This is a genomic window from Mycobacterium sp. ACS4331, from assembly GCF_001667265.1.
Classification (GTDB): domain Bacteria; phylum Actinomycetota; class Actinomycetes; order Mycobacteriales; family Mycobacteriaceae; genus Mycobacterium.
Map to the genome: position 1 here is coordinate 50,340 of NZ_LZHW01000039.1, position 22,457 is coordinate 72,796.

Consider the following 22,457-nt stretch of genomic DNA (forward strand, 5'->3'; position numbering starts at 1 on the left):
GCGGACCTCCTAGACGAGATGCTCACAGGACCGCTCGCCCTGGGATCGGTTACCGCTCGGCGCACCGCATCCGCCGCCTGTGGGCGCAGATGTGAGTTGCCAACGTCGATGCAACGTCGGGTGACTACCCTCACAGACATGACCGAGACGCACACCGAAGTTCCGTCATGCTATCCGCCGGCCCCGGAATTCGCCGCGAATGCCAACGCCACCGCGGCGCTGTATGACGAGGCCGAGGCGGACCGGCTGGCATTCTGGGCCAAGCAGGCCCAGCGGCTGCACTGGGACACCCCGTTCACCGAGGTTCTGGACTGGTCGCAGGCCCCCTTCGCCAACTGGTTCGTCGGCGGCAAGCTCAACGTCGCCTACAACTGCGTGGACCGCCACGTGGAGGCCGGCAACGGCGACCGCGTCGCCATCCACTGGGAGGGTGAGCCCGTCGGCGATGCCCGCGACATCACCTACGCCCAGCTCAAGGATGAGGTCAGCCAGGCCGCCAACACCCTGACCGACCTCGGCCTGACCGCCGGCGACCGCGTCGCGATCTACATGCCGATGGTGCCCGAGGCGATCATCGCGATGCTGGCCTGCGCACGCCTGGGCGTCATGCACAGCGTCGTGTTCGCCGGCTTCTCGGCCTCGGCGCTGCGCGCCCGCGTCGAAGACGCCTCGGCCAAGCTCGTCATCACCACCGACGGCCAGTTCCGCCGCGGCAAGGCCGCCCCACTGAAGGCCGGCGTCGACGAGGCCCTCGAAGGACTCGAGGACAGCCCCGTCGAGCACGTGCTCGTGGTGCGCCGCACCGGCATGGACGTGCCCTGGACCGAGGGCCGCGACCTGTGGTGGCACGACACCGTCGCGCACGCCTCGGTCGAGCACACCCCGGAGGCATTCGACTCCGAGCAGCCGCTGTTCCTGCTCTACACCTCCGGCACCACCGGCAAACCCAAGGGCATCGTGCACACCTCGGGCGGCTACCTGACCCAGGCCTCCTACACCCACTTCAACGTGTTCGACGTCAAGCCCGAGACCGACGTGTACTGGTGCACCGCCGACATCGGCTGGGTGACCGGCCACACCTACATCACCTACGGGCCGCTGTCCAACGGTGTCACGCAGGTCGTCTACGAGGGCACCCCGGCCTCCCCGGACGAGCACCGGCACTTCCAGGTGATCGAAAAGTACGGCGTCACAATCTATTACACCGCCCCCACGGTGGTCCGCACCTTCATGAAGTGGGGCCGCGAACTGGCCTTCGAGCATGACCTGTCCAGCATCCGCCTGCTCGGTTCGGTCGGCGAGCCCATCAACCCCGAAGCCTGGCGCTGGTACCGCCTGGTCTTCGGCGGCGACAAGACCCCCATCGTCGACACCTGGTGGCAGACCGAGACCGGCGCCATCATGATCTCCCCACTGCCCGGCGTCACCGACTGCAAGCCCGGTTCAGCGATGCGGCCCCTGCCCGGCATCTCAGCCAAGATCGTCGACGACGACGGCAACGAACTGCCGCCGGCCTCCGAGCACGGCGAGCAGACCACCGGCTACCTGGTGCTCGACAAGCCGTGGCCGGCCATGCTGCGCGGCATCTGGGGCGACCCGGAACGGTTCAAGGAGACCTACTGGTCACGATTCGCCGAACAGGGCTGGTACTTCGCCGGTGACGGCGCGCGCTACGGCTCCGACGGCGAGATCTGGGTCCTGGGCCGCATCGACGACGTCATGAACGTCTCCGGACACCGCATCTCCACCGCCGAGGTCGAATCCGCCCTCGTCGGGCACGCCGGGGTCGCCGAGGCCGCCGTCGTCGGCGCCGCCGACGAACACACCGGCCAGGGCATCTGCGCGTTCGTCATCCTCAAATCGCACGCCGCCGAGATGAGCCACGAGCAGATGGTCGAGGAGTTGCGCGCCGAAGTCTCCAAGGAGATCTCCCCGATCGCCAAACCGCGCGAGATCCACGTCGTGCCGGAGCTGCCCAAGACCCGCAGCGGCAAGATCATGCGCCGCCTGCTGCGCGACGTCGCCGAGGGCCGCGAACTCGGTGACACCTCAACACTGTTGGACCCCAGCGTGTTCGAGGCCATCCGCGCCAGCAAGTAGCCCTCTCCCTTCCCGCGAGCGGCCGTGTCTGTACGCCGACACTCCGTGAAATGCGTACAAAGGTGCACGCTCGCGGTTGTTGGAGGGGCCGTCCGCTCCCGGGAAGGGGGCTAACTCCCGATCGGGACGAATCCGCTTCCGGGGCGGCCCTTGGCCACGATGTCGGCCATCTGCGTGTTGAACGACATCGTGACAGCCGGGGTGTGCAGCGGGATGAACTTGATGACGCAGGTCGGCAGGTCCTCGGTGAACGCGCCGTGGATCATGCCGACCAGCTTGTTGTCGACGGTCACGGGTGCACCGGAGTCCCCGGGCTGACCGCAGACCTGGTTGACGATCGTGCCGGGATCCTTGCCGGGGCCCCACGTGACACCGCACGAGTATCCGGTCGTGCGGCCCAACTTGCACGCCACGGCACCGAACTTCGGGTCGGGGCCCAGACCATTGATGACGAAGCCCTTGACGTTGTTTGTGGGGGTCACCTTGGCCGGGTCGAAGCGGATGACGGCGTAGTCCAGGCCGTCGTTGCCCGCGACCATGGTGCCGACGGGCCCTTCGGCCTCAGCGCCCTCGGCGGCGACTGTCGCGCCCGGGCCACCGCAGTGCGCCGAGGTGAATCCGACCAGGTCACCGCGGTTGTCGTGGCCGATCGCGGTCAGGGTGCAGTACGACTCGCCGTCGACCACGATGCCCGAGCCACCACCCAGAACCACGGGGGCCGCGTGTGCGGGGCCCGCGAGGACGACACCCGAACCGATCACGGCGCACAGACTGGCCAGAACTCCCCACCGCCGGCGTCCGGTCATCCAATGATCTCCTGCCATCGTCCAGCCCCGACTGTCGCGTCAGTCTAGCCGGGCCACACCTGCAACATCGGCATCAGCGGGTCGTGCTGGCCCCAGACGGCATGGCAACATGAACCACCGTGAGCAAAGGTGACCGCAAGACCGGCGTACCCGCCACCGTGACCTCGATCCCGTTGGTCGATCCGCACGCGGTGCCGGCCGACGCATCCATCGGCGACCTCGTGAAGGACGCCACCGCCCAGGTGTCGACGCTGGTGCGCGCGGAAGTCGAACTGGCCCGGGCCGAGATCACCCGCGACGTGAAGAAGGGGCTGACCGGCAGCGTCTTCTTCATCCTCGCGCTGGTCATCCTGTTCTATTCGACCTTCTTCTTTTTCTTCTTCGTCGCCGAACTGCTGGACACCTGGCTGTGGCGTTGGGTCGCGTTCCTGATCGTCTTCGCCGTGATGCTGGTGGTCACGGCGGTGTTGGCGCTGTTCGGGTATCTGAAGGTGCGCCGCATCCGGGGCCCGCAGCAGACGATCGAATCGGTCAAGGAGACCCGGTCGGCCCTGACGCCCGGCGACCATCGCGGCCCGAACGCCCAGTCCGCGCTGACCGACAAGGCGGCCAACGCCCCCGACCCATCCGGTTGGTGACCGTCTGATGGCGGTTGGTCCCGACCCCTCGGTGACCCGCATCGCCGGACCGTGGCGTCATCTCGACGTGCACGCCAACGGCATCCGGTTCCACGTGGTCGAGGCCGACCCCAAGCCCAACGACCCGCCCCCGGCCGCGCGCCCGCTGGTGATCATGCTGCACGGCTTCGGCTCGTTCTGGTGGTCGTGGCGCCACCAACTGCGCGGTCTGTCCGGCGTGCGCGCCGTCGCGGTGGATCTGCGCGGCTACGGCGGCAGCGACAAACCGCCCCGGGGTTACGACGGGTGGACGCTGGCGGGCGACACCGCCGGACTGATCCGCGCGCTGGGCCACACCTCGGCGACGCTCGTGGGTCACGCCGACGGCGGCCTGGTGTGCTGGGCGACCTCGGTGCTGCATCCCCGGCTGGTGCGCGGCATCGCCCTGGTCAGTTCGCCGCACCCCGCGGCGCTGCGGCGTTCGGCGCTGACGCGTCGCGATCAGAGTCGCGCGCTGCTGCGCTCACTTCTGGCCTACCAGGCGCCAATGTGGCCGGAACGGATGCTGACCCGGCACGACGCCGCGGCGCTGGAGGACCTGTTCCGTCGCCGGGCGTCCCCGAAATGGGTGGCATCCGAGGACTTCTCGGAGAGCATGGGACATCTGCGGCAGGCCATCCAGATTCCGGGTGCGGCGCACTGCGCCTTCGAGTATCAGCGCTGGGCCGTGCGCAGCCAGTTCCGCTCCGAGGGACGGCGATTCATGCAGGCCATGGACCGTCCCCTCGACATCCCGATGCTGCATCTGCGCGGCGAGGCCGACCCGTACGTGCTGGCGGATCCGGTGTCCCGGACGCGCCGGTACGCGCCGCTGGGTCAGTTCGGGTCACTGCCCGGCGCCGGGCATTTCGGCCACGAGGAGGCGCCTGAAGCCGTCAACGACCACCTCAGTCGGTTCCTGGCCGAACTTCATTAACCGACGCAGGATCCCGTGGGCGCGGGCCCGGCGTTGTTGATCTTGGGGAACTGCTTGGACACCTCGTTGGCCGTCAGCACGAACCCGGTGTCGTTGTCGTCCACGGCGGCGCCGAAGATGACGCCGAGCACCTGACCGGCCCGGTTGATCAGCGGCCCACCTGAATTGCCCTGCCGGACAGTGCCTCTGATGGTGTAGACCTCACGGTTGACGGTCTTGGTGTGGTAGATGTCGGGGCCGTTGAGTTCGATGACCTCGCGGATCCGTCCCGGTGTGGCGACGAAGTCCCCGCCGCCGGGATAGCCCAGGACCAGCACGTCGGTGCCCGAGGCGGCCTGATCGGTGACGAACGGCAGCGGTGGCGCGGGCAGGTCGGGCACCTCGAGGATCGAGATGTCGGCGTCGGGGTCGTAGGAGATCACCGTGGCGTTGTACTCGGTGCCGTCCGACTCGACCGTCACGCTGTCCGACCCGGCGACGACGTGTGCGTTCGACATCACCCGATTGGGGGCGACCACGAAGCCGGTGCCCTCCAGGACCTTCTGACACCCCTGCGCCATCCCACGGATCTTCACCACGCTGGGGCGCACGGTCTCCACGATCGGTGACACCGCCAATGACGCATCCGGCGGATCGACGGCCGTGATGGTGGCCGGCCCCAGCGGACCGAGCGCCTCATGCAGATGCGAGGTGTCCCACACTTCGGACAGCCGTTTGGGGAACGCGCGCAACCACTCCGGGGCCACCGCCTCGACTTCGGAGATGACCTTGGAACCCTGCACGGCGGCCGCCAGATTCGGCTGCCCGGAGGCTGTCAGCGGGCTGCCGAGCATCCACGCCGCGACCACCACGAGCAGCATCTGCACCACGGCGCCGATCAGAGAGTCCAGGAACCGCAGGCCCCTCCCCCGGATCACGCCGCGCATGGCCCGGCCCAGCACCACTCCGGCGATCTCACCGACCACGACGAGCGCGAGGATCAGGAACAGCGCGACGAACAGCTTGGTCCGCTGACCGTCGAGCTTGTCGATGATGTGCGGCGCCAACAGCAGTCCGGCGCCGCCGCCGAGTGCGACGCCGATCAGCGACATCACCGAACCGAGTGCTCCGGAGCGCCATCCGGACACGGCGAACACGAACGCCAGCGCGACGATGGCGATGTCGATCCATTGAGATGTGGTCATACACCTTCACCGTCTGTGGGCACCAGCGCCATCGCCTCGTCGAGTTCCAGCACGCGGTCGGCGTCCCAGGGCTGCGACCATCCGGCGACGTCGAGCATCGCCGAGATCACCTGTCCCGTGAAACCCCAGACCAGCATCTGGTTGAGCAGGAACGCAGGCCCGGCGAAGCGTCGCGTACTGCTTGCGCGGTACACCGTGAGCCGGTTCTCCGGGTTCACAAACGCACGCACGGGCACCCGCGCGACAATAGCGGTTTCCGCCTCGTCCACGACGGCCACGGGCCCGGGGTCCGGCGAATAGGCCAGCACCGGCACGACATGAAAACCCGACGGCGGGATGAACATGCGCTCCAGGGTCGCCAGCGGATGGATGCGCGAGGTGTCGATGCCGGTCTCCTCCCACGCCTCGCGCAGGGCTGTCGCGACCGGGCCGTCATCCTCGGGGTCACTGGCGCCGCCCGGGAAGGCGGCCTGCCCGGCATGGTGGCGCAGGGTCGACGCCCGGACCGTCACGAGCAGGTCGGCGTCGGGGGGCAGGCCACCGTCGTGAGGTACGTCCTGCGGGCCGGAGAACAGCACCAGCACCGCGGCATCGCGCCGGGTTCCCTGGGTGACGGCCTGGGTGTTGGCGTCGGTGATCATCGCGAGCACCTCGGCGGGCACCCGGCGGCGGTACGCGCCGCGAACCTGGTCGACGTTGTCGAGCAGCGGTCGCAGCCACGGCGGACCGACATGGGGCGCCAGCGGGACCGGTTCCCCCCAGCGCGCGGTGCCACCAGCGCTCACCACGGATCCCCTCTCATCGCAGGTCACCCACCGCCGCCTCGATCTCTTCGGCGGTGGCGAATGACCGCGGCAGGATCTGAGCAACGCTACCGTCCGCGCGCAGCACGACTGTTGCGGGCATCACGTTGGGCACGCGCAGCGCGCCCGCGACGCGACGCCTGCCGTCCTGCAGTGTGGGCAGGTGGACGCCCAGTTCGGCCAGCCGCAACAAGGCCGCCTCCTCGTTCTGATCCTGGTGGACCGTCAGCACCGTGACCGCCGATCCGACTCTGCGCTGATACTCCGCCATCGCGGGCAGTTCGTCCGCGCACGGGCCACACCAGTAGGCCCACAGGTTCAGGACGGTCGGTCGGCCCGCGACGGCCTCGGCCACATCGACGGTGGATCCATCGGATGCGCACTCCAACTCGATGCCCCGCAGCTTCTCCGGTCCGGGTCCGTCGCCCGGCCCAGGACAGGGACGCAGGTCGGCCCGCTGCCGTGGGCCCGCGAGAGCCTCGGCGGTGTCGGCCGCGCGCCGGTCCTGTTCCTGCGGGCCGTCGGCCGACTGCGATGTCGTCGGCGCACCGTCGTCGGAGCGCACGAACTCGGCCACGAAGGCGCCCAGCACCACCACCATGACCACTGCGAGCGCCAGGGTCCAGCGCGCCGACGAGTTCATCTGCGCTTACAGACCCGCCAGCGCCAGCAGGTGCTCGGTCTCCGGTCCCTTCACGAGCGGAGCGGCCAGCACCGGGTCGGTCGGACCCGCCCCGAAGGAGGGGCAGTCGTCGGCCAGCACGCAGACGCCGCAGGCCGGCTTGCGGGCATGGCACACGCGGCGGCCGTGGAAGATCACCCGGTGGCTCAGCAGAGTCCACTCGCGGCGTTCGATCAGTTCTCCGACGATCTTCTCGACCTTGACGGGATCCTCTTCGTCGGTCCAGCGCCACCGGCGGACCAGTCGGCCGAAGTGGGTGTCCACCGTGATCCCCGGGACGTCGAACGCGTTGCCGAGGATCACGTTCGCGGTCTTGCGCCCCACCCCGGGCAGTGTCACCAGTTCGTCCATGGTGCGCGGCACCTCACCGTCGAAGTTCTCGACGAGCGCCTGGCCCAGCCCCATCAGCGAGGTGGCCTTGTTGCGGTAGAAGCCGGTCGGCCGGATGAGCTCCTCGAGTTCCGCACGGTCGGCACCGGCGTAGTCGGCAGCCGTGCGGTACCGGGCGAACAGCGCGGGGGTGGTCAGGTTGACCCGCTTGTCGGTGCTCTGTGCGGACAGGATGGTCGCGACCGTCAGTTCCAGCGGGTTGGTGAAGTCCAGTTCGCAGTACACATGCGGAAAGGCCTTGGCCAGAGTCCGGTTCATTCTCCGGGCCCTGCGGACCAGTCCGAGATGAGTCTCGTGATCCCATTTCCGGTCGCGTTTTCCCTTGCCCGCCACCCTCACAGGGTAGCGGCGGAGCGGATGGCAAAACGTGATCCCGCTGAGACCTTGCCCGTGTTTACTTCGTCGTGTGTCCTGGTTGCTCGCAGCGTCCGTCCCCGGGCTGCTCATGATGGCGACGTTTGGGCTGGACCGCCTGGAGACAACGATCGACGACACCGACGACGAAGTCGCCGAACTCATGGAGCGGGTGGCCGCCCTTCCGCGCCCCGCGCCCATGCGTCTCCGGCCGCGGCCGGCGCCCGTCACCTTCGCCGAAGAACCCGACCTCCCGACTCGGCTGTACCGGTCGCTGGAAGTCAATCCGCAGTTTCGACAGACTCGACAAGCAAATCGTGTGTAGCGTTGGCTAGTCGCAGAGCGGCCTACCTCTAGACTGAGCTCGCTAATTCACATAGAGGGCTGGGCAGCGCGCATCAGACCATCAGAGAACTAAGAGAGGCTAACGTGGACGAGATCCTGGCCAGGGCCGGAATCTTCCAGGGAGTCGAACCCAGCGCTGTTTCCGCGCTCACCAAGCAGTTGCAGCCCGTGGACTTCCCCCGCGGACACACGGTGTTCGCCGAGGGCGAGCCCGGCGATCGGCTGTACATCATCATCTCCGGCAAAGTGAAGATCGGCCGGCGTTCGCCGGACGGCCGCGAGAATCTGCTGACGATCATGGGACCGTCGGACATGTTCGGCGAGTTGTCGATCTTCGACCCCGGCCCGCGGACGTCGAGCGCCACCACCATCACCGAGGTGCGCGCTGTGTCGATGGACCGTGACGCGCTCAAGGCCTGGATCAAGGATCGTCCCGAGATCGCCGAGCAGCTGCTGCGCGTGCTGGCCCGCCGCCTCCGCCGCACCAACAACAACCTCGCCGACCTGATCTTCACCGACGTGCCGGGCCGCGTCGCCAAGCAGCTGCTGCAGCTCGCTCAGCGCTTCGGCACCCAGGAGGGCGGCGCGCTGCGCGTCACGCACGACCTCACGCAGGAGGAGATCGCCCAGCTGGTCGGCGCCTCGCGCGAGACCGTGAACAAGGCCCTGGCGGACTTCGCCCACCGCGGCTGGATCCGGCTGGAGGGCAAGAGCGTGCTGATCAGCGACAGCGAGCGACTGGCGCGCCGCGCCCGCTAGTTCTCAGCGATTACGGCGCGTTTTCCGGCGATCAGCGCGGGGAAACGCGCCGTAATCATGTGCGCAGGTAGTCCAGTTGGGCCTGCACCGATGATTCGGCGGCCTCCCACAGCTTCTCATCGACATCGGTGTAGACGTGTTCGACGATCTGCCGGGCCGTCGCGTCGTCCCCCAGCGTTCGCAGCGCGCCTCGAACCTGGTCCAGCCGCTCCTCGCGGTGCGCGAGGTAGTAGTCGCTGACGGCCTGCAGGTCGGGCAGATCGGGTCCGTGTCCGGGCAGAACCGTGCGCGGCCCGAGTCCCTTCAGCCGGCGCAGCGACTCCAGGTAGTCGCGCAGGCTGCCGTCCTCCTTGTCGATGACGGTGGTGCCGCGGCCGAGCACGGTGTCGGCGGTCAGCACGGCGTCGTCGAGCAGGAAACTCACCGAGTCGGCGGTGTGCCCGGGCGTGGCCATGACGGTGATGCGCAGGCCCGCGGCGTCGATCACCTCACCGTCGGTCAGGGGACCGCCGAGGCCCCTGAGGAAGCCGCTGCCGACCGAGCGCACCACGGCGCCGGTGCGGTCGACGAGCTTGTCGATGCCGTCGGTGTGATCGCCGTGCTTGTGGCTGATCAGAACGAGCGGGATGGTGCCCAGCGCCGCGATGCGGTCCACGTGCGCGTCATCGTCGGGGCCTGGGTCGACGATCACGAGTTCGTCGCTGCCGGGTCCGCGCAGCACCCAGGTGTTGGTTCCGTCGAGCGTCATGATGCCGGGGTTGTCACACAACAGAACCGAGGCCGTCTCGGTCACCGGACGAAGCAGTCCGTAGGCGGGATGCTCCGGGGAGCTCACGCCACCTCGACGATGAGTTCGACCTCCACGGGTGCGTCGAGCGGCAGTTCGGCCACACCGACCGCGGACCGGGCGTGACTGCCCGCATCCCCGAAGACCTCGCCGAGCAGCTGAGAGGCCCCGTTGACCACACCGGGCTGTCCGGTGAAGCCCGGAGCCGAGGCGACGAAGCCGACGACCTTCACCACGCGGGTCACCGAGTCGATGCCGACCAGGGCGTCGATCGCCGCCAGTGCGTTGAGCGCGCAGATTCGGGCTGCGGCCTTGGCGTCTTCGGGGCTGACGGCCGCGCCGACCTTGCCGCTGGCAGACAACTCACCGTCGGCAAGGGGGAGCTGGCCCGAGGTGTAGACCAGGTTGCCGGTGCGCACCGCGGGAACGTAGGCGGCCAGCGGTGCCACGACGGTGGGAAGCTGCAGGCCCAGTTCCGCCAGCCTGTCCTTGACGCTCACTTCGCCCGCTTCAGGTAGGCGACGTGCTGCTCACCGGTGGGTCCGGGAAGCACCGAGACCAACTCCCAGCCGTCGTCTCCCCACTGGTCCAGGATCTGCTTGGTGGCGTGGGTCAGCAGCGGCACGGTGGCGTACTCCCAGGCGGTCCGATCGCTCATGTGGCATGAGCTTAGTCATGAGTGCTGGCCCGTTGGCTAGCATGCAGTTCATGGCGACCACAGCAAGCGGCGGGAGCACCGTCGGCTGGCCTTCCCGCTTGGCGGAGGCCCGACTGCATTTCGTCACCGGCAAGGGGGGCACCGGGAAGTCGACGGTCGCTGCTGCTCTGGCACTGACGCTGGCCGCCGGCGGCCGCAAGGTGCTGCTGGTGGAAGTCGAAGAGCGGCAAGGCATTGCACAGCTTTTCGATGTGCCGCCGCTGCCGTACGAGGAGCTCAAGATCGCGACCGCCGACGGCGGTGGGCAGGTCAATGCGCTGGCCATCGACATCGAGGCCGCGTTCATGGAGTACCTCGACATGTTCTACAACCTCGGCCTGGCCGGTCGAGCGATGAAACGCATCGGCGCCGTCGAGTTCGCCACCACCATCGCCCCTGGTCTGCGGGACGTGCTGCTGACCGGCAAGATCAAGGAGTCGGTGATCCGACTCGACAAGAACAGGCGCCCGGTCTACGACGCGATCGTCGTCGACTCGCCGCCGACCGGGCGGATATCCCGGTTCCTCGACGTCACCAAGGCCGTCTCGGATCTGGCCAAGGGCGGGCCCGTGCACTCGCAGGCCGACGGTGTGGTCAAGCTGCTGCACTCCGAACAGACCGCGATCCACCTGGTGACGCTGCTCGAGTCGCTGCCCATTCAGGAGACCATCGAGGCGATCGACGAGCTGCAGGAGTTGGGCCTGCCGATCGGCAGCGTGATCGTCAACCGCAACATCCCCAATTTCCTTCAGCCCGAGGACCTGGCCAAGGCCGCCGAGGGCGACGTGGACGCCGACTCCGTGCGCGCCGATCTCGAGTCCGTCGGAATCACGCTCTCGGACGAGGATTTCGCCGGTCTGCTGACGGAGACCATCCAGCACGCCACCCGGATCAGGGCCCGGTCGGAGAGCGCCGAGCAGCTTGACGAGATCAAGGTGCCGCGCCTGGAACTGCCCGCCATCAACGACGGCATCGACCTCGGCAGCCTGTACGAGCTGGCCGAGGCACTCGCGCAGCAGGGGGTCCGATAGATGAGCACGACACCTTCGACGCTCGACATCGCGTCGATCCTCAAGGACACCTCCAACCGCGTCGTGGTGTGCTGCGGCGCCGGCGGCGTCGGCAAGACGACGACGGCCGCCGCGATGGCGTTGCGGGCCGCCGAGTACGGACGCACGGTCGTGGTGCTCACCATCGACCCGGCGAAGCGACTGGCGCAGGCACTGGGCATCAAGGATCTGGGCAACACCCCACAGCGGGTTCCGCTGGCGCCCGAAGTTACCGGCGAACTGCACGCGATGATGCTCGACATGCGTCGCACGTTCGACGAGATGGTCATCGCGAACACGGATCCGCAACGCGCACAAGCGATTCTGGACAACCAGTTCTATCAGACGGTGGCCACGTCATTGGCGGGCACGCAGGAGTACATGGCGATGGAGAAGCTGGGGCAGCTGCTGTCCCAGGATCGCTGGGACCTGATCGTGGTGGACACCCCGCCGTCGCGCAATGCCCTGGACTTCCTGGATGCCCCAAAGCGCCTGGGCAGCTTCATGGATGGCCGTCTGTGGCGTCTGCTGCTCGCACCTGGGCGCGGCATCGGCAAGCTCGTCACCGGCGCGGTGGGCCTGGCGATGAAGGCCCTGTCCACCGTCCTGGGATCCCAGATGCTTTCGGACGCATCGGCTTTCGTGCAGTCGCTGGACTCCACCTTCGGAGGCTTCCGGGAGAAGGCGGACCGCACCTATGACCTGTTGAAGCGGCGTGGCACGCAGTTCGTCGTGGTGTCCGCGCCGGCGCCGGACGCGCTGCGGGAGGCGACGTTCTTCGTCGACCGACTCTCGCAGGAGAAGATGCCGTTGGCAGGTCTGATCCTCAACCGCACGCATCCCACGTTGAGCGCGCTGCACATCGAACGGGCCGTCGACGGCGCGGAGGCTCTGGAGGAGAAGGACCCCGAATCCTTGGCGGCCGCGGTGCTGCGCGTGCACGCCGATCGTGGGCTGACCGCGAAGCGCGAGGTTCGCCTGCTGTCGCGGTTCACCGGCGCCAACCCGCATGTGCCGATCGTCGGCGTGCCGTCGCTGCCGTTCGATGTGGCCGACCTTGAGGCGCTGCGGGCCATCGCGGACCAGCTCACCGCCTGACGACGGAGCCCGCGGCGCCAGCCGCGCGGAGGAGTCGGGCTCAACCAGATCCCGCCTGACGACGCAGCCCGCGGCGGCAGCCGCGCGGAGGAGTCGGGCGCAACCAACCCCGCCTGACGACGGAGCCCGCGGCGGCAGCCGCGCGGAGGAGTCGGGCGCAACCAACCCCGCCTGACGACGCAGCCCGCGGCGCCAGCCGCGCGGAGGAGTCAGACGCGATCATCCCCCCGCCTGACGAGCAGTTCCGCACCGTCTCCGGACAATTCGCCGGCGACGGCCGGTGCGCGACCCGTCATGGCGAGCAGCAGAACCTCACCGGTCGCGCACACCTCGGGCCCCCGACCGGCCGACCAGTCGGAGTCGGTGGCCGCCAGCCGCAGTCCACGGGTGCGGCGGGCGCCACCGATGACGGGACTGATACGCGCATAGTCCAGGCAGACCCGGACGGCCTCCTCGGAGACGACCCGTGGCAACCCCAGCGGTCGACGGATGTCCTGCTGGTGGATCAGGCATTCGATGAGCGCGACGCGGCACCGGTACAGGGCGGCCGCCCCGGACGGTTCCGCACCGGCTCGCATCATCCGGGCGAGTTCCTCGGGCGGTGATGACGCGAAATCCGACAGTGCGCAGGCGTTCAGGCGGTCGACGTCACCGGATGCCCGAACCATGTTGAGGGCAAGGCGTACCCGACTCTGCGCGAGATAGGCGATGGTGTGGGCGGCCACGTCGCGCACGGTCCATCCGGCGCACAGGCTCGGCATCGCCCACTGTTCGGGGGTCAGCGAGTCGAGGAGGTCGGCGAACTCCTCACGTTGCGCGCGGGCGAGGGCGCGCGCGGACCGCATGCGTGCTCAGGAAATGACGGCTGCGCAGTTATTAGCCAGCGGTGCGGTGCTTGCGCTGGGCGGCGAAGAAATCAGCCCATGACACCACTTCGGGATGCTGCTTGAGCAGGGCTCGGCGCTGCCGTTCGGTCATACCACCCCAGACTCCGAACTCGACACGATTGTCGAGCGCGTCGGCCCCACACTCCGCGATCACCGGGCAGTGCCGGCAGATCACAGCGGCCTTGCGCTGGGCAGCCCCGCGGACGAAGAGCTCGTCGGGATCGGCGCCTCGACACCGGGCCTTGGAGACCCAGGCGATGCGGGCTTCCGCCTCCAGCCCCTGGACAGGCGGCGAGATCGGTGCTGTGGTGGTCCTACGCGTTGCGGTCCGAGTTCCTGACACCAGCGATTCCCTTCGCTCGGTCCGCTCTGCAGCGGCACTCCACTCTGCGGTTGATCGTGTTGCGATCTACACCACATTGCGTCGTGATGTGTTACCTACGTCGCACTGTGTGTATAAGTTAGGTGGTCAGGTTGCATTTGCGCAACACTTCCTCCCCCACTTTTTTGGGACGGGCGTCCCGTCCGATCATGAATTGGGTCCCGTGGGCCCCGGTTGAGGTCACTACAAAGCGCGCCGCTCGGTATTCGCCCCGCTCAGGGCATCGTTAGGCTGTACGACATGTCAGAACGCCCACCGGTGGCAGTGACGGTCATCAAGATGGCTTGGTGCTGCCTGCTGGCCGCCGTCTTGGCGGCGGCGCTCATGTTCCCCGTCGTGGGTGGATTGGGTCTCGTGTCGAACCGCGCGTCCGACGTCGTCGCCAACGGATCGTCCCAATTGGTCGAGGGCGACATCCCCGCCGTCAGCACCATGGTCGACGCCAGAGGCAACGTCATCGCCTGGCTGTATTCCCAGCGGCGCTTCGAAGTGACCAGCGATCAGATCGCCGACACGATGAAGCTGGCAATCGTGTCCATCGAGGACAAACGCTTTGCCGAGCACAACGGGGTGGACTGGCAGGGCACGCTGACGGGCCTGTCCGGATACCTCGCCAACGCGGCCGACACCCGCGGCGGGTCGACGATCGAGCAGCAGTACATCAAGAACTACCAACTCCTGGTCACCGCCCAGACCGACGCCGAACGCCGTGCCGCCATCGAGACCACCCCGGCCCGCAAGCTGCGGGAGATCCGCATGGCGCTGACCCTGGACAAGACCTTCACCAAGCCCGAGATCCTGACCCGGTACCTGAACCTGGTGTCCTTCGGCAACGGCGCCTACGGCATCCAGGACGCCGCCCAGACCTACTTCGGCGTCGACGCGTCACAGCTGAACTGGCAGCAGGCCGCGCTGCTCGCCGGCCTGGTGCAGTCGACCAGCGCCCTGAACCCGTACACCAACCCCGACGGCGCGCTGGCTCGGCGCAACCTCGTGCTCGACACCATGATCGAGAACCTGCCCGCCAACGCCGACGAGCTTCGCCTCGCCCGGGAACAGCCGCTCGGCGTGCTGCCCGTTCCCAACGAACTGCCCCGCGGCTGCATCGCCGCCGGTGATCGCGCCTTCTTCTGCGACTACGTCCAGGAGTATCTGGCCCGCGCGGGCATCAGCAAGGAGCAGCTGTCCAAGGGCGGCTACCGCATCCAGACCACGCTGGACCCCGACGTCCAGGGCACGGTCAAGGAGGCGGTCAACCGCTACGCCAGCCCGGACACTCCAGGCGTCGCGAGCGTGATGAGCGTGATCCGGCCGGGCAAGCAGTCCCATCCGGTCATCGCGATGGCCAGCAATCGCACCTACGGGCTCAATCTCGAGATGAACGAGACCATGCAGCCGCAGCCGTTCTCTCTGGTCGGCAACGGCGCGGGTTCGGTCTTCAAGATCTTCACCGTGGCCGCCGCCCTCGAGATGGGCATGGGCATCAGTGCTCAACTCGACGTGCCCAACCGGTTCGAGGCCAAGGGGCTCGGCAGCGGTGGCGCCAAGGGCTGCCCCAAGGACACCTGGTGTGTGCAGAACGCCGGCAGCTACCGCAGCCCGATGAACGTCACCGACGCTCTGGCGACGTCGCCGAACACCGCGTTCGCCAAGCTCATCTCGCAGGTGGGTGTGCAGCGGACGGTCGACATGGCCGTCAAACTGGGGCTGCGCAGCTACGCCGACCCCGGCACCGCGCGGGACTACGACCCCGAAAGCAACGAGAGCCTCGCGGATTTCGTCAAGCGGCAGAACATCGGGTCGTTCACGCTGGGTCCCATCGAGGTCAATGGCCTCGAGTTGTCCAACGTCGCGGCGACACTGGCGTCCGGCGGCACGTGGTGCCCGCCCAACCCCATCGACAAGGTCTTCGACCGGCACGGCACGGAGATCGCGGTGACCACCGCGACGTGCGAACAGGTCGTTCCGGAGGGTCTGGCCAACACCCTGGCCAACGCGCTGAGCAAGGACGACACCGGCGCGGGCACCGCCGCAGGGGCGGCCGGGTCCGTCGGGTGGGACCTGCCGATGTCCGGCAAGACCGGGACCACCGAATCCAACCGGTCGTCGGGATTCCTGGGCTTCACCAATCAACTCGCGGCCGCCAACTACATCTACGACGACTCCAACACGCCCAGCGAGCTGTGCTCGTGGCCCCTGCGGCAGTGCGGGTCGGGGTCGCTGTTCGGCGGCAACGAACCCGCCAGCACGTGGTTCGCGGCCATGAAGCCGATCGCGACGAACTTCGGTGAGGTGGTCCTGCCGCCGACCGATCCTCGGTACGTCGACGGCGGCCCGAACTCGCGCGTGCCCAGCGTCGCCGGCCTGACCCAGGACGGGGCCCGCAGGCGGATCCAGGAGGCCGGCTTCCAGGTCGCCGATCAGACGGCATCGGTGAACAGCAGTTCATCGGCGGGGACGGTCGTGGGGACCTCCCCCAGCGGTCAGACGATTCCGGGGTCGATCGTCACCATCCAGGTCAGCAACGGCATCCCACCGGCGCCACCGCCGCCGCCGCTGCTGCCGCCCGGGATGCCCCCGCCACCGCCGGAGTTCGGTCAGACCGTCGTGGAGATCCCCGGTCTGCCGCCCATCACGGTGCCGGTTCTCGTGCCGCCACCCCCTCCGTGACGCGCATGTGAGCAGTATCCTGCTCACATGTCCGCAGTTGTGCCCATCCTGAAACGCACCGCCGCAGTCACGCTCGGCTCGGCCATCGCCGGGATCGGCTACGCCTCGATCATCGAGCGCAATGCGTTCGTCGTTCGCGAAGTGACGATGCCGGTGCTGAGCCCGGGGTCCTCGCCGCTGCGGGTCCTGCACCTGTCTGATCTGCACATGCGTCCCGCGCAGAAGCACAAGCAGGCGTGGCTGCGGGAACTGGCTCGGTGGGAGCCCGACCTGGTGGTCAACACCGGTGACAATCTGTCGCACCCCAAAGCTGTGCCCTCCGTGGTGCAGGCGCTCGGCGATCTGCTGTCGGTGCCGGGCCTGTTCGTGTTCGGCAGCAACGACTACTTCGCGCCGGTGCTCAAGAACCCGGCCAAATACCTGACCGACCGCGATCACCGGGTGCATGGGACACCGCTGCCCTGGCAGGATCTGCGCGCGGCGTTCACCGAGCGCGGGTGGCTCGACATGACGCATGTGCGCCGCGAGATCGAGGTCGCGGGTGTGACGATCGCCGCGGCCGGCGTGGATGATCCGCACATCCAGCGGGACAGGTACGACACCATCGCCGGACCCGCGAATGCCGCCGCCAACCTGACCCTCGGCGTGGTGCACGCGCCGTACACCCGGGTGCTGGACCGCTTCGCGGCCGACGGCTATCAGCTGATCATGGCCGGCCACACACACGGCGGTCAGCTGTGCGTGCCGTTCAAGGGTGCGCTCGTCACCAACTGCGATCTGGACACCTCCCGGGTCAAGGGTGCGTCGAAGTGGGGCGCCCACACGGCCCTGCACGTGTCGGCGGGCATCGGCACGTCGCCGTTCGCGCCGGTGCGGTTCTGCTGCCGCCCGGAGGCCACGCTGCTGACGCTGATCGCCGCCCCGACCGGCGGCCGCGACGCCAGCCGCAACCTCGGTCAGTCACAGCCGACCGCCGCCGTCCACTGATCCGCGGTGGAGTCTGTCTGCGAGCACAACCCTGACCGCGCCTGGCTGGACAATGCGGTCAGGCTGATCGAGGCGGATGCGCGGCGCAGTGCCGACACGCACCTCCTGCGTTATCCGCTGCCGTCGGCCTGGTGCGACGGCGCCGACGTCGCGCTGTACCTCAAGGACGAGACCACCCACATCACGGGCAGCCTCAAGCACCGCCTCGCGCGCTCGTTGATGCTGTACGCGCTGTGCAACGGTTGGGTCGGGAGGAACACCACGCTGGTGGAGGCGTCCTCAGGGTCGACCGCGGTCTCCGAGGCGTACTTCGCGGCGCTGCTGGGCCTGCCGTTCATCGCGGTGGTGCCGAAGTCGACGAGCGCGTCGAAGATCGCACTGATCGAATCCCAGGGCGGCCGTTGCCATTTCGTCGACAACTCCGGAGAGGTCTACGCCGAGGCGCAGCGTCTGGCGGACGAGACCGGAGGCCACTACCTCGATCAGTTCACCAACGCCGAGCGTGCGACGGACTGGCGGGGCAACAACAACATCGCCGAGTCGATCTTCTCGCAGATGCGCGCCGAGGAGCACCCGGTGCCGTCCTGGATCGTGGTGGGCGCCGGCACCGGCGGCACCAGTGCCACCATCGGCCGCTACATCCGCTACCGCCGCCACTCGACCCGGCTGTGCGTTGTGGACCCGGAGAACTCCGCGTTCTTCCCGTCGTATCGAGAGGGCCGCGACGTCACGACCGGCCAGTCGTCGAGGATCGAGGGCATCGGCCGGCCCCGGGTGGAACCGTCATTCGTGCCGGGCGTCGTCGACCGGATGGTCAGCGTCCCCGACGCTGCGTCAATCGCGGCGGCCCGCCACGTCAGCCGAGTCCTCGGGCGGCGCGTGGGGCCGTCCACGGGCACGAACATGTGGGGCGCGTTCGGTCTGCTCGCCGAGATGGTGGCGCGGGGGCAGAGTGGGTCGGTGGTGACCCTGCTCGCCGACAGCGGTGACCGCTACGCGGACACCTACTTCGACGACGAGTGGGTCACCAGCAGGGGGATGGACCCCTCCGAGGCGTCGTTGAAGCTGGAGGCGTTCGAGCGGTCCTGCTCCTGGTCCTGACCTTCGGCCGTCACGAACAGCCACAGCGCGGCCAGGGCGAAGAATCCTCCGTAGAGTGCGGCACCCAGCGCGGTCATAGTTCTTCTCTTTCGTGGGGAGTTCCAGATTGCGGCTTCTGCTGACCTACAACGTCACCGACACGCCGTCTCCATCCCGATCCGGGGAACGCGTTTGGCTTCTCGACCCCCTCGTGCGATACGCTGTCGTGGCTTCACGCGGGGTGTGGCGCAGCTTGGTAGCGCGCTTCGTTCGGGACGAAGAGGTCGTGGGTTCGAATCCCGCCACCCCGACTCGTGTGACTGCAAGGCAGAGGCCCTGACCGGATTCCGGCAGGGCCTTTCTGCTGCCAGTCCGCGGCCGGTCGGCGGAGGCACGCCGGACCGGCGAGCGGCAGCAGTCTGGGTCAAGCACCGTGCACAGAGCCTGAGTGGCCTCCGAGCGGAACATGTTCATCCCGCGGCGCTCCGAGAGCATCGGCCTTGCGCAGCTGCAGAGAAGACCGCGCTTCGGGCCCGGCCGGGGATTCGCGAAACACCCCGATTCGGCCGGGCTGGCACCTACAGTCAGTTTCCGGTCCAAGGGCGATTCTGCCCACTCAACGAAAAAAGGGGACGCGGGTGAGTCAGTGGCTGGTCAGCCATGTGCCGCCGTCGCTGCTGTTGATTCTGATCGTCGCCTGCACCGCGGGTACGGCGATCCTCGTCCAGATCTTGGTGCGCCGCCGATTCCCGAACCTGCGTGGCGACGAACACAACGATGTCACCAAATTCGCCTTCGGCGTGGTCGGCTTCGTGTTCGCGTTCTTCATCGGCTTCGTCGTCTCAGCCATGTGGGGACAGATAGGCCATGCCGACAGCATCGTGCGTACCGAAGGCACCGCCGCCGCGCAACTGGCCCGAGACTCCCATATCTTCGACCAGCCTGACCGCGACCGGATGCGTCAGGCTCTGCTCGAATACCAACAGTCCGCCATCATCGAGTGGGACGAAATCAACGCCGGCCGGTCCTACGCTGAGGCCGACAAGGCCCTCGACCGGCTCTACGCCGCCTACGAAACCGCCCAGTCACGCACTGACGCACAAGAGATCCTCCTGGCCAACTCATTTGGCAACCTCGAAGATCTGAGCAGGGCGCGCGCCGAACGCATCCTGCAGGCCGCCACCGACACCGGCCCACCCTGGTCGCTGTGGGCCGTCATCATCATCACCAGTGGGCTGCTGCTGGGCTGCGCCATCATCTACGGGGTCGAGAAACCCGCCAACCACTACGCCATGGTCGCCATCATCGGCACTCTCGTCGGCGCGCAACTCTTTCTCGTCGTGGAGCTGTCCCACCCGTTCGTCGGCGCGGTGTCCACCGTGCCCGAACCGCTCCACCAGGTCGTTCGCACTCTGCAGACGACCCCCTAGCGTCGCGGCCCGTCGTCGGCGCGGGATAAACCCTGCACCCGGCACCGCGGGACGAAGTGGCCGGCTTGTGCGCCGAGGGGGCCGTCGACGGGATGTACAACCTCGGCGTGTCTTCGCACTGGTTTGAGTGTCGCGCGCGCCGGGCGAGTCCGCGTGCGCCCTCCGCACCCTGCTTCCCGGACATCCGGTCGTGTCGGTCGGCGGAGTCGGTGTGCCCTGGCCGAAGGCCGGCCCATCGCCGCAGGCCCGCGCGCCAAATCCGGCGTGACGTGCGCACAGGCACGTGCCATGCTCATGCGATGGCACGCTGGTTTGCGCTCGAACCCGCCGATGCGAGGTTCCTGGACACCGCCCCGCACATCTTCCGCTACGAGAAGCACTACGACGCTCCACCCGAGCAGGTGTGGGAGTCGCTGCAGTCCGACGAGTCGCTGGCCGCGTGGGGCAACTCGGTCTCGTCGGTGACCTGGACGTCACCGCGACCGTTCGGCGTCGGCAGCTCCCGGGTGGTGGCGCTGGGCCCGTCCCAGGTGCGGGAGCACTTCTTCCGCTGGGACGAGGGCCAGGGCTACTCCTTCTACGTCACCGAAGCCAATGCGCCGCTGTTCCGCCGGTTCGCCGAGGACTACGTGGTGCTGCCCGACGGCACGGGCACCAGATTCATCTGGAAGGTCGCGATCGAGCCCAGGCACGCGTTGCGCCTGCCGTTCAAGGCGCTCGCACCCGTCCTGCGGGCCGCGTTCGGCCGACTGGCCTCCGATGGCGGGAAGTACTTCGCCACCCGATAGGGTCGGCGGACGTGACAGGTGTCAAGACGAGCTGGATCGCTCAGCTCCTGCAGTACGACCGCGACGGTGACACGTTCGTGGCACCCCAACCTGAGGCCGGCCCGGGCGTGCGACTGTTCGGCGGACTGATCGCGGCCCAGGCGCTCGGCGCGGCGGGCGCCACGGTCGAACCGGACAAGCACCCGCAGTCACTGCATCTGTACTTCATCCGCGGCGGTGAGTACGACACGGACGTCGAGTTCGTCGTCGAACGCACGCGTGACGGGCGCTCGTTCGACACCCGCCGTGTCACCGCGGTGCAGCACGGCAAGGTGATCCTCGAGATGATCGCGTCCTTCCACGTGCCCGAACCGGGCGCCGACCATCATCCCGCGCCCGTCGACCCGGCCGGCTTCGACCAGACGGTCCCGAAGGAACCCGGCCTCGAGTTCGCCGAGCGGTTCGAGATGCGCACCCTGCCCGACGACGACTCCGAGTTCGCGGTGCCGCCGTTCTGGATTCGCACGCGCGACGCGATCGAGGACGACCCTCTGGTGCGGGCCTGCACGCTGGCCTTCATGTCAGACTTCGGCCCCGTTCCGGTGGCCCGCCCCGCAGGCACTCCGCTGAACCCGATGACCGGATTCGCCACGAGTCTCGATCACGCGGTGTGGTTCCACCGCCCGTTCACCCCGCACGACTGGCATCGCTACGACGTGCGCAACCTGAACAACAGTGACTCGCGTGGCCTGGTCACCGGCGCGCTCTACAGCGCCGACGGGTCGTTGATCGCCTCGACGATGCAGGAGGCGCTCTGGCGCGTCTGAGGCGTCAGAGTCGGTCTTTGACGAACGCCGAGATGCGCGCGCCGTCGGCCTTGCCCTCGGCGATCGCGGCGGCGGCCTTCATCACCTGTCCCATCTGCCGCATCGTCGGAGCCTCCCCGTTGGCCTCGGCGACCTGTGCGATCGCGGTGTCGACGACGTTGGCCAGTTCGTCGTCGTTGAGCGGGGTGGGCAGATACTCGTCGATCACGAGCGCTTCGGCGCGCTCGTTGGCGGCCAACTCACCGCGGCCGTTGGTGACATAGATCTGGGCGGCCTCGCCCCGCTTGCGCGACTCCCGGGCCAGCACTTTGAGCACGTCGTCGTCGGTCAGTTCTCGGGACTGCTTGCCGGACACCTCTTCGGTCTGGATGGCGGCCAACAGCATCCGCAGTGTCGCGGTGCGCAGCTTGTCCTTCGCCTTCATCGCCTCCGTCAGGTCTGTCCGCAGGCGGTTCTTGAGTTCGGCCATGCCTGCGACGCTACGCCGCGGGCACCCGCGTGGACCGTTTTGCCGATCCGCCACCCGGGATCGTCATGCCAAACTGGTCGGAAACCGATCATCATGATCAGGAACCAGGACAGGGGATCGCTCGGTGACCATGCCACCACAGGGTCAGGGTTGGCCGCCGCCGGAGTACTCGGGCGGCGGGTAGCCGGCGCCGTATCCGGAGGGGTCGCCGCCCGCGTTCTCCCGCGGCGGCCCCCCCCGCCCCGGTGGGGGGCTGGTGCCCGCGCGCTCCCCTGTGCGGGTTGCTGATCATGATGATGGGGTTCCACCCG

At 68.2% G+C, this 22,457-nt stretch carries 24 protein-coding genes and 1 tRNA gene; 14 read left to right on the top strand and 11 right to left on the bottom strand.

Going from position 1 to position 22,457, the window contains the following annotated elements; genetic code table 11:
- Positions 1 to 138: 138 nt before the first annotated feature.
- The gene (acs, locus tag A5727_RS10025; protein ID WP_068248437.1) at positions 139 to 2,100 is read left to right on the top strand and encodes an acetate--CoA ligase; all 1,962 of its coding nucleotides are present in this window, start codon (positions 139 to 141) and stop codon (positions 2,098 to 2,100) included.
- Positions 2,101 to 2,210: 110 nt separating this feature from the next.
- Here the strand turns inward: acs and A5727_RS10030 are convergent, their stop codons facing one another.
- The gene (locus A5727_RS10030; protein WP_068248439.1) at positions 2,211 to 2,906 is read right to left on the bottom strand and encodes a S1 family peptidase; all 696 of its coding nucleotides are present in this window, start codon (positions 2,904 to 2,906) and stop codon (positions 2,211 to 2,213) included.
- Between the two features lie 119 nt (positions 2,907 to 3,025).
- Here A5727_RS10030 and A5727_RS10035 point away from each other — a divergent pair, with 119 nt between their 5' ends.
- The gene (locus A5727_RS10035) at positions 3,026 to 3,544 is read left to right on the top strand and encodes a phage holin family protein (protein WP_068248442.1); all 519 of its coding nucleotides are present in this window, start codon (positions 3,026 to 3,028) and stop codon (positions 3,542 to 3,544) included.
- 7 nt (positions 3,545 to 3,551) lie between these two features.
- Complete coding sequence (locus tag A5727_RS10040) at positions 3,552 to 4,499, top strand: alpha/beta fold hydrolase (protein ID WP_068248443.1); 948 nt, start codon at positions 3,552 to 3,554, stop codon at positions 4,497 to 4,499.
- On the opposite strand, the gene marP is transcribed toward A5727_RS10040, so the two are convergent.
- Genes marP through nth form a run of 4 tightly spaced genes read right to left on the bottom strand, consistent with a single transcriptional unit; the run spans position 4,496 to position 7,816 of the window.
- Positions 4,496 to 5,683: an acid resistance serine protease MarP gene (gene marP / locus A5727_RS10045; RefSeq protein ID WP_068248444.1), complete on the bottom strand. Its 1,188-nt coding sequence runs from the start codon at positions 5,681 to 5,683 to the stop codon at positions 4,496 to 4,498. The genes A5727_RS10040 and marP overlap by 4 nt on opposite strands.
- A complete protein-coding gene (locus A5727_RS10050) occupies positions 5,680 to 6,468 on the bottom strand; it encodes an NUDIX hydrolase (RefSeq protein ID WP_068248493.1) in 789 nt (262 codons plus the stop codon). The genes marP and A5727_RS10050 overlap by 4 nt, the downstream gene beginning before the upstream one ends.
- A 13-nt stretch (positions 6,469 to 6,481) precedes the next feature.
- Positions 6,482 to 7,129: a TlpA family protein disulfide reductase gene (locus A5727_RS10055; RefSeq protein WP_068248447.1), complete on the bottom strand. Its 648-nt coding sequence runs from the start codon at positions 7,127 to 7,129 to the stop codon at positions 6,482 to 6,484.
- A gap of 6 nt (positions 7,130 to 7,135) precedes the next feature.
- Positions 7,136 to 7,816 carry an endonuclease III gene (gene nth, locus A5727_RS10060; RefSeq protein WP_068248450.1) on the bottom strand — a complete coding sequence of 227 codons (681 nt, stop codon included), beginning with the start codon at positions 7,814 to 7,816 and terminating at the stop codon, positions 7,136 to 7,138.
- 148 nt (positions 7,817 to 7,964) lie between these two features.
- On the opposite strand from nth, the gene A5727_RS10065 reads away from it, so the two are divergent.
- Complete coding sequence (locus A5727_RS10065; RefSeq protein ID WP_068248452.1) at positions 7,965 to 8,237, top strand: hypothetical protein; 273 nt, start codon at positions 7,965 to 7,967, stop codon at positions 8,235 to 8,237.
- Positions 8,238 to 8,341: 104 nt separating this feature from the next.
- Positions 8,342 to 9,016: a cAMP-activated global transcriptional regulator CRP gene (gene crp, locus A5727_RS10070; protein ID WP_068248454.1), complete on the top strand. Its 675-nt coding sequence runs from the start codon at positions 8,342 to 8,344 to the stop codon at positions 9,014 to 9,016.
- 55 nt (positions 9,017 to 9,071) lie between these two features.
- Here the strand turns inward: crp and A5727_RS10075 are convergent, their stop codons facing one another.
- From A5727_RS10075 to sp36, 3 genes are read right to left on the bottom strand one after another with little or no spacing between them, the layout of a single operon-like run.
- Positions 9,072 to 9,851 (bottom strand): MBL fold metallo-hydrolase, encoded by a 780-nt coding sequence (locus A5727_RS10075; RefSeq protein ID WP_068248456.1) that lies wholly within the window; start codon positions 9,849 to 9,851, stop codon positions 9,072 to 9,074.
- On the bottom strand, positions 9,848 to 10,303 hold the full coding sequence (locus A5727_RS10080) for a RidA family protein (protein WP_068248457.1): 456 nt from the start codon (positions 10,301 to 10,303) through the stop codon (positions 9,848 to 9,850). The genes A5727_RS10075 and A5727_RS10080 overlap by 4 nt, the downstream gene beginning before the upstream one ends.
- Entirely contained in the window at positions 10,300 to 10,461 is a 162-nt protein-coding gene (sp36, locus tag A5727_RS27445; RefSeq protein ID WP_157521315.1) for a Sp36 family protein, read from the bottom strand. Before sp36 ends, A5727_RS10080 begins: the two co-directional genes overlap by 4 nt.
- A gap of 50 nt (positions 10,462 to 10,511) precedes the next feature.
- On the opposite strand from sp36, the gene bagA reads away from it, so the two are divergent.
- Together bagA and bagB are read left to right on the top strand one after the other, a co-directional pair.
- Complete coding sequence (gene bagA / locus A5727_RS10085; protein WP_068248494.1) at positions 10,512 to 11,531, top strand: ATPase BagA; 1,020 nt, start codon at positions 10,512 to 10,514, stop codon at positions 11,529 to 11,531.
- Positions 11,532 to 12,647, top strand: a complete 1,116-nt coding sequence (bagB, locus tag A5727_RS10090) for an ATPase BagB (protein WP_068248458.1) — start codon at positions 11,532 to 11,534, stop codon at positions 12,645 to 12,647. It begins immediately after the preceding gene.
- A 209-nt stretch (positions 12,648 to 12,856) separates the two neighbouring features.
- Here the strand turns inward: bagB and A5727_RS10095 are convergent, their stop codons facing one another.
- Complete coding sequence (locus A5727_RS10095; RefSeq protein ID WP_068248460.1) at positions 12,857 to 13,492, bottom strand: maleylpyruvate isomerase family mycothiol-dependent enzyme; 636 nt, start codon at positions 13,490 to 13,492, stop codon at positions 12,857 to 12,859.
- 31 nt (positions 13,493 to 13,523) lie between these two features.
- A complete protein-coding gene (locus A5727_RS10100) occupies positions 13,524 to 13,877 on the bottom strand; it encodes a WhiB family transcriptional regulator (RefSeq protein ID WP_068248462.1) in 354 nt (117 codons plus the stop codon).
- A gap of 279 nt (positions 13,878 to 14,156) precedes the next feature.
- Here A5727_RS10100 and ponA2 point away from each other — a divergent pair, with 279 nt between their 5' ends.
- The 7 genes from ponA2 to A5727_RS10135 all read left to right on the top strand — a co-directional run bounded on the left by ponA2 (position 14,157) and on the right by A5727_RS10135 (position 21,677).
- The gene (gene ponA2 / locus A5727_RS10105; protein ID WP_068248463.1) at positions 14,157 to 16,586 is read left to right on the top strand and encodes a transglycosylase/D,D-transpeptidase PonA2; all 2,430 of its coding nucleotides are present in this window, start codon (positions 14,157 to 14,159) and stop codon (positions 16,584 to 16,586) included.
- Positions 16,587 to 16,613: 27 nt separating this feature from the next.
- Positions 16,614 to 17,573 carry a metallophosphoesterase gene (locus tag A5727_RS10110; protein WP_068248467.1) on the top strand — a complete coding sequence of 320 codons (960 nt, stop codon included), beginning with the start codon at positions 16,614 to 16,616 and terminating at the stop codon, positions 17,571 to 17,573.
- Positions 17,574 to 17,579: 6 nt separating this feature from the next.
- Positions 17,580 to 18,674, top strand: coding sequence for an L-cysteine desulfhydrase Cds1 (gene cds1, locus A5727_RS10115; protein WP_068248468.1), 1,095 nt, complete (start codon positions 17,580 to 17,582; stop codon positions 18,672 to 18,674).
- Between the two features lie 216 nt (positions 18,675 to 18,890).
- Positions 18,891 to 18,964 (top strand) — tRNA-Pro (locus tag A5727_RS10120).
- Between the two features lie 327 nt (positions 18,965 to 19,291).
- Entirely contained in the window at positions 19,292 to 20,083 is a 792-nt protein-coding gene (locus A5727_RS10125; protein ID WP_082949719.1) for a bestrophin-like domain, read from the top strand.
- Between the two features lie 299 nt (positions 20,084 to 20,382).
- Positions 20,383 to 20,871, top strand: coding sequence for an SRPBCC family protein (locus A5727_RS10130; RefSeq protein WP_068248470.1), 489 nt, complete (start codon positions 20,383 to 20,385; stop codon positions 20,869 to 20,871).
- A gap of 11 nt (positions 20,872 to 20,882) precedes the next feature.
- A complete protein-coding gene (locus A5727_RS10135) occupies positions 20,883 to 21,677 on the top strand; it encodes an acyl-CoA thioesterase (RefSeq protein WP_068248472.1) in 795 nt (264 codons plus the stop codon).
- Between the two features lie 4 nt (positions 21,678 to 21,681).
- On the opposite strand, the gene A5727_RS10140 is transcribed toward A5727_RS10135, so the two are convergent.
- Complete coding sequence (locus A5727_RS10140; RefSeq protein ID WP_068248474.1) at positions 21,682 to 22,146, bottom strand: GatB/YqeY domain-containing protein; 465 nt, start codon at positions 22,144 to 22,146, stop codon at positions 21,682 to 21,684.
- Between the last annotated feature and the right edge of the window lie 311 nt (positions 22,147 to 22,457).

Coding starts and splice junctions, on each gene's coding strand:
- acs (WP_068248437.1), top strand. CDS start 139: ATGACCGAGACGCACACCGAAGTTCCGTCATGCTATCCGCCGGCCCCG.
- A5727_RS10030 (WP_068248439.1), bottom strand. CDS start 2,906: ATGACCGGACGCCGGCGGTGGGGAGTTCTGGCCAGTCTGTGCGCCGTG.
- A5727_RS10040 (WP_068248443.1), top strand. CDS start 3,552: ATGGCGGTTGGTCCCGACCCCTCGGTGACCCGCATCGCCGGACCGTGG.
- marP (WP_068248444.1), bottom strand. CDS start 5,683: ATGACCACATCTCAATGGATCGACATCGCCATCGTCGCGCTGGCGTTC.
- A5727_RS10055 (WP_068248447.1), bottom strand. CDS start 7,129: ATGAACTCGTCGGCGCGCTGGACCCTGGCGCTCGCAGTGGTCATGGTG.
- nth (WP_068248450.1), bottom strand. CDS start 7,816: ATGAACCGGACTCTGGCCAAGGCCTTTCCGCATGTGTACTGCGAACTG.
- sp36 (WP_157521315.1), bottom strand. CDS start 10,461: ATGAGCGATCGGACCGCCTGGGAGTACGCCACCGTGCCGCTGCTGACC.
- bagA (WP_068248494.1), top strand. CDS start 10,512: ATGGCGACCACAGCAAGCGGCGGGAGCACCGTCGGCTGGCCTTCCCGC.
- bagB (WP_068248458.1), top strand. CDS start 11,532: ATGAGCACGACACCTTCGACGCTCGACATCGCGTCGATCCTCAAGGAC.
- A5727_RS10095 (WP_068248460.1), bottom strand. CDS start 13,492: ATGCGGTCCGCGCGCGCCCTCGCCCGCGCGCAACGTGAGGAGTTCGCC.
- ponA2 (WP_068248463.1), top strand. CDS start 14,157: ATGTCAGAACGCCCACCGGTGGCAGTGACGGTCATCAAGATGGCTTGG.
- A5727_RS10110 (WP_068248467.1), top strand. CDS start 16,614: ATGTCCGCAGTTGTGCCCATCCTGAAACGCACCGCCGCAGTCACGCTC.
- A5727_RS10130 (WP_068248470.1), top strand. CDS start 20,383: ATGGCACGCTGGTTTGCGCTCGAACCCGCCGATGCGAGGTTCCTGGAC.
- A5727_RS10140 (WP_068248474.1), bottom strand. CDS start 22,146: ATGGCCGAACTCAAGAACCGCCTGCGGACAGACCTGACGGAGGCGATG.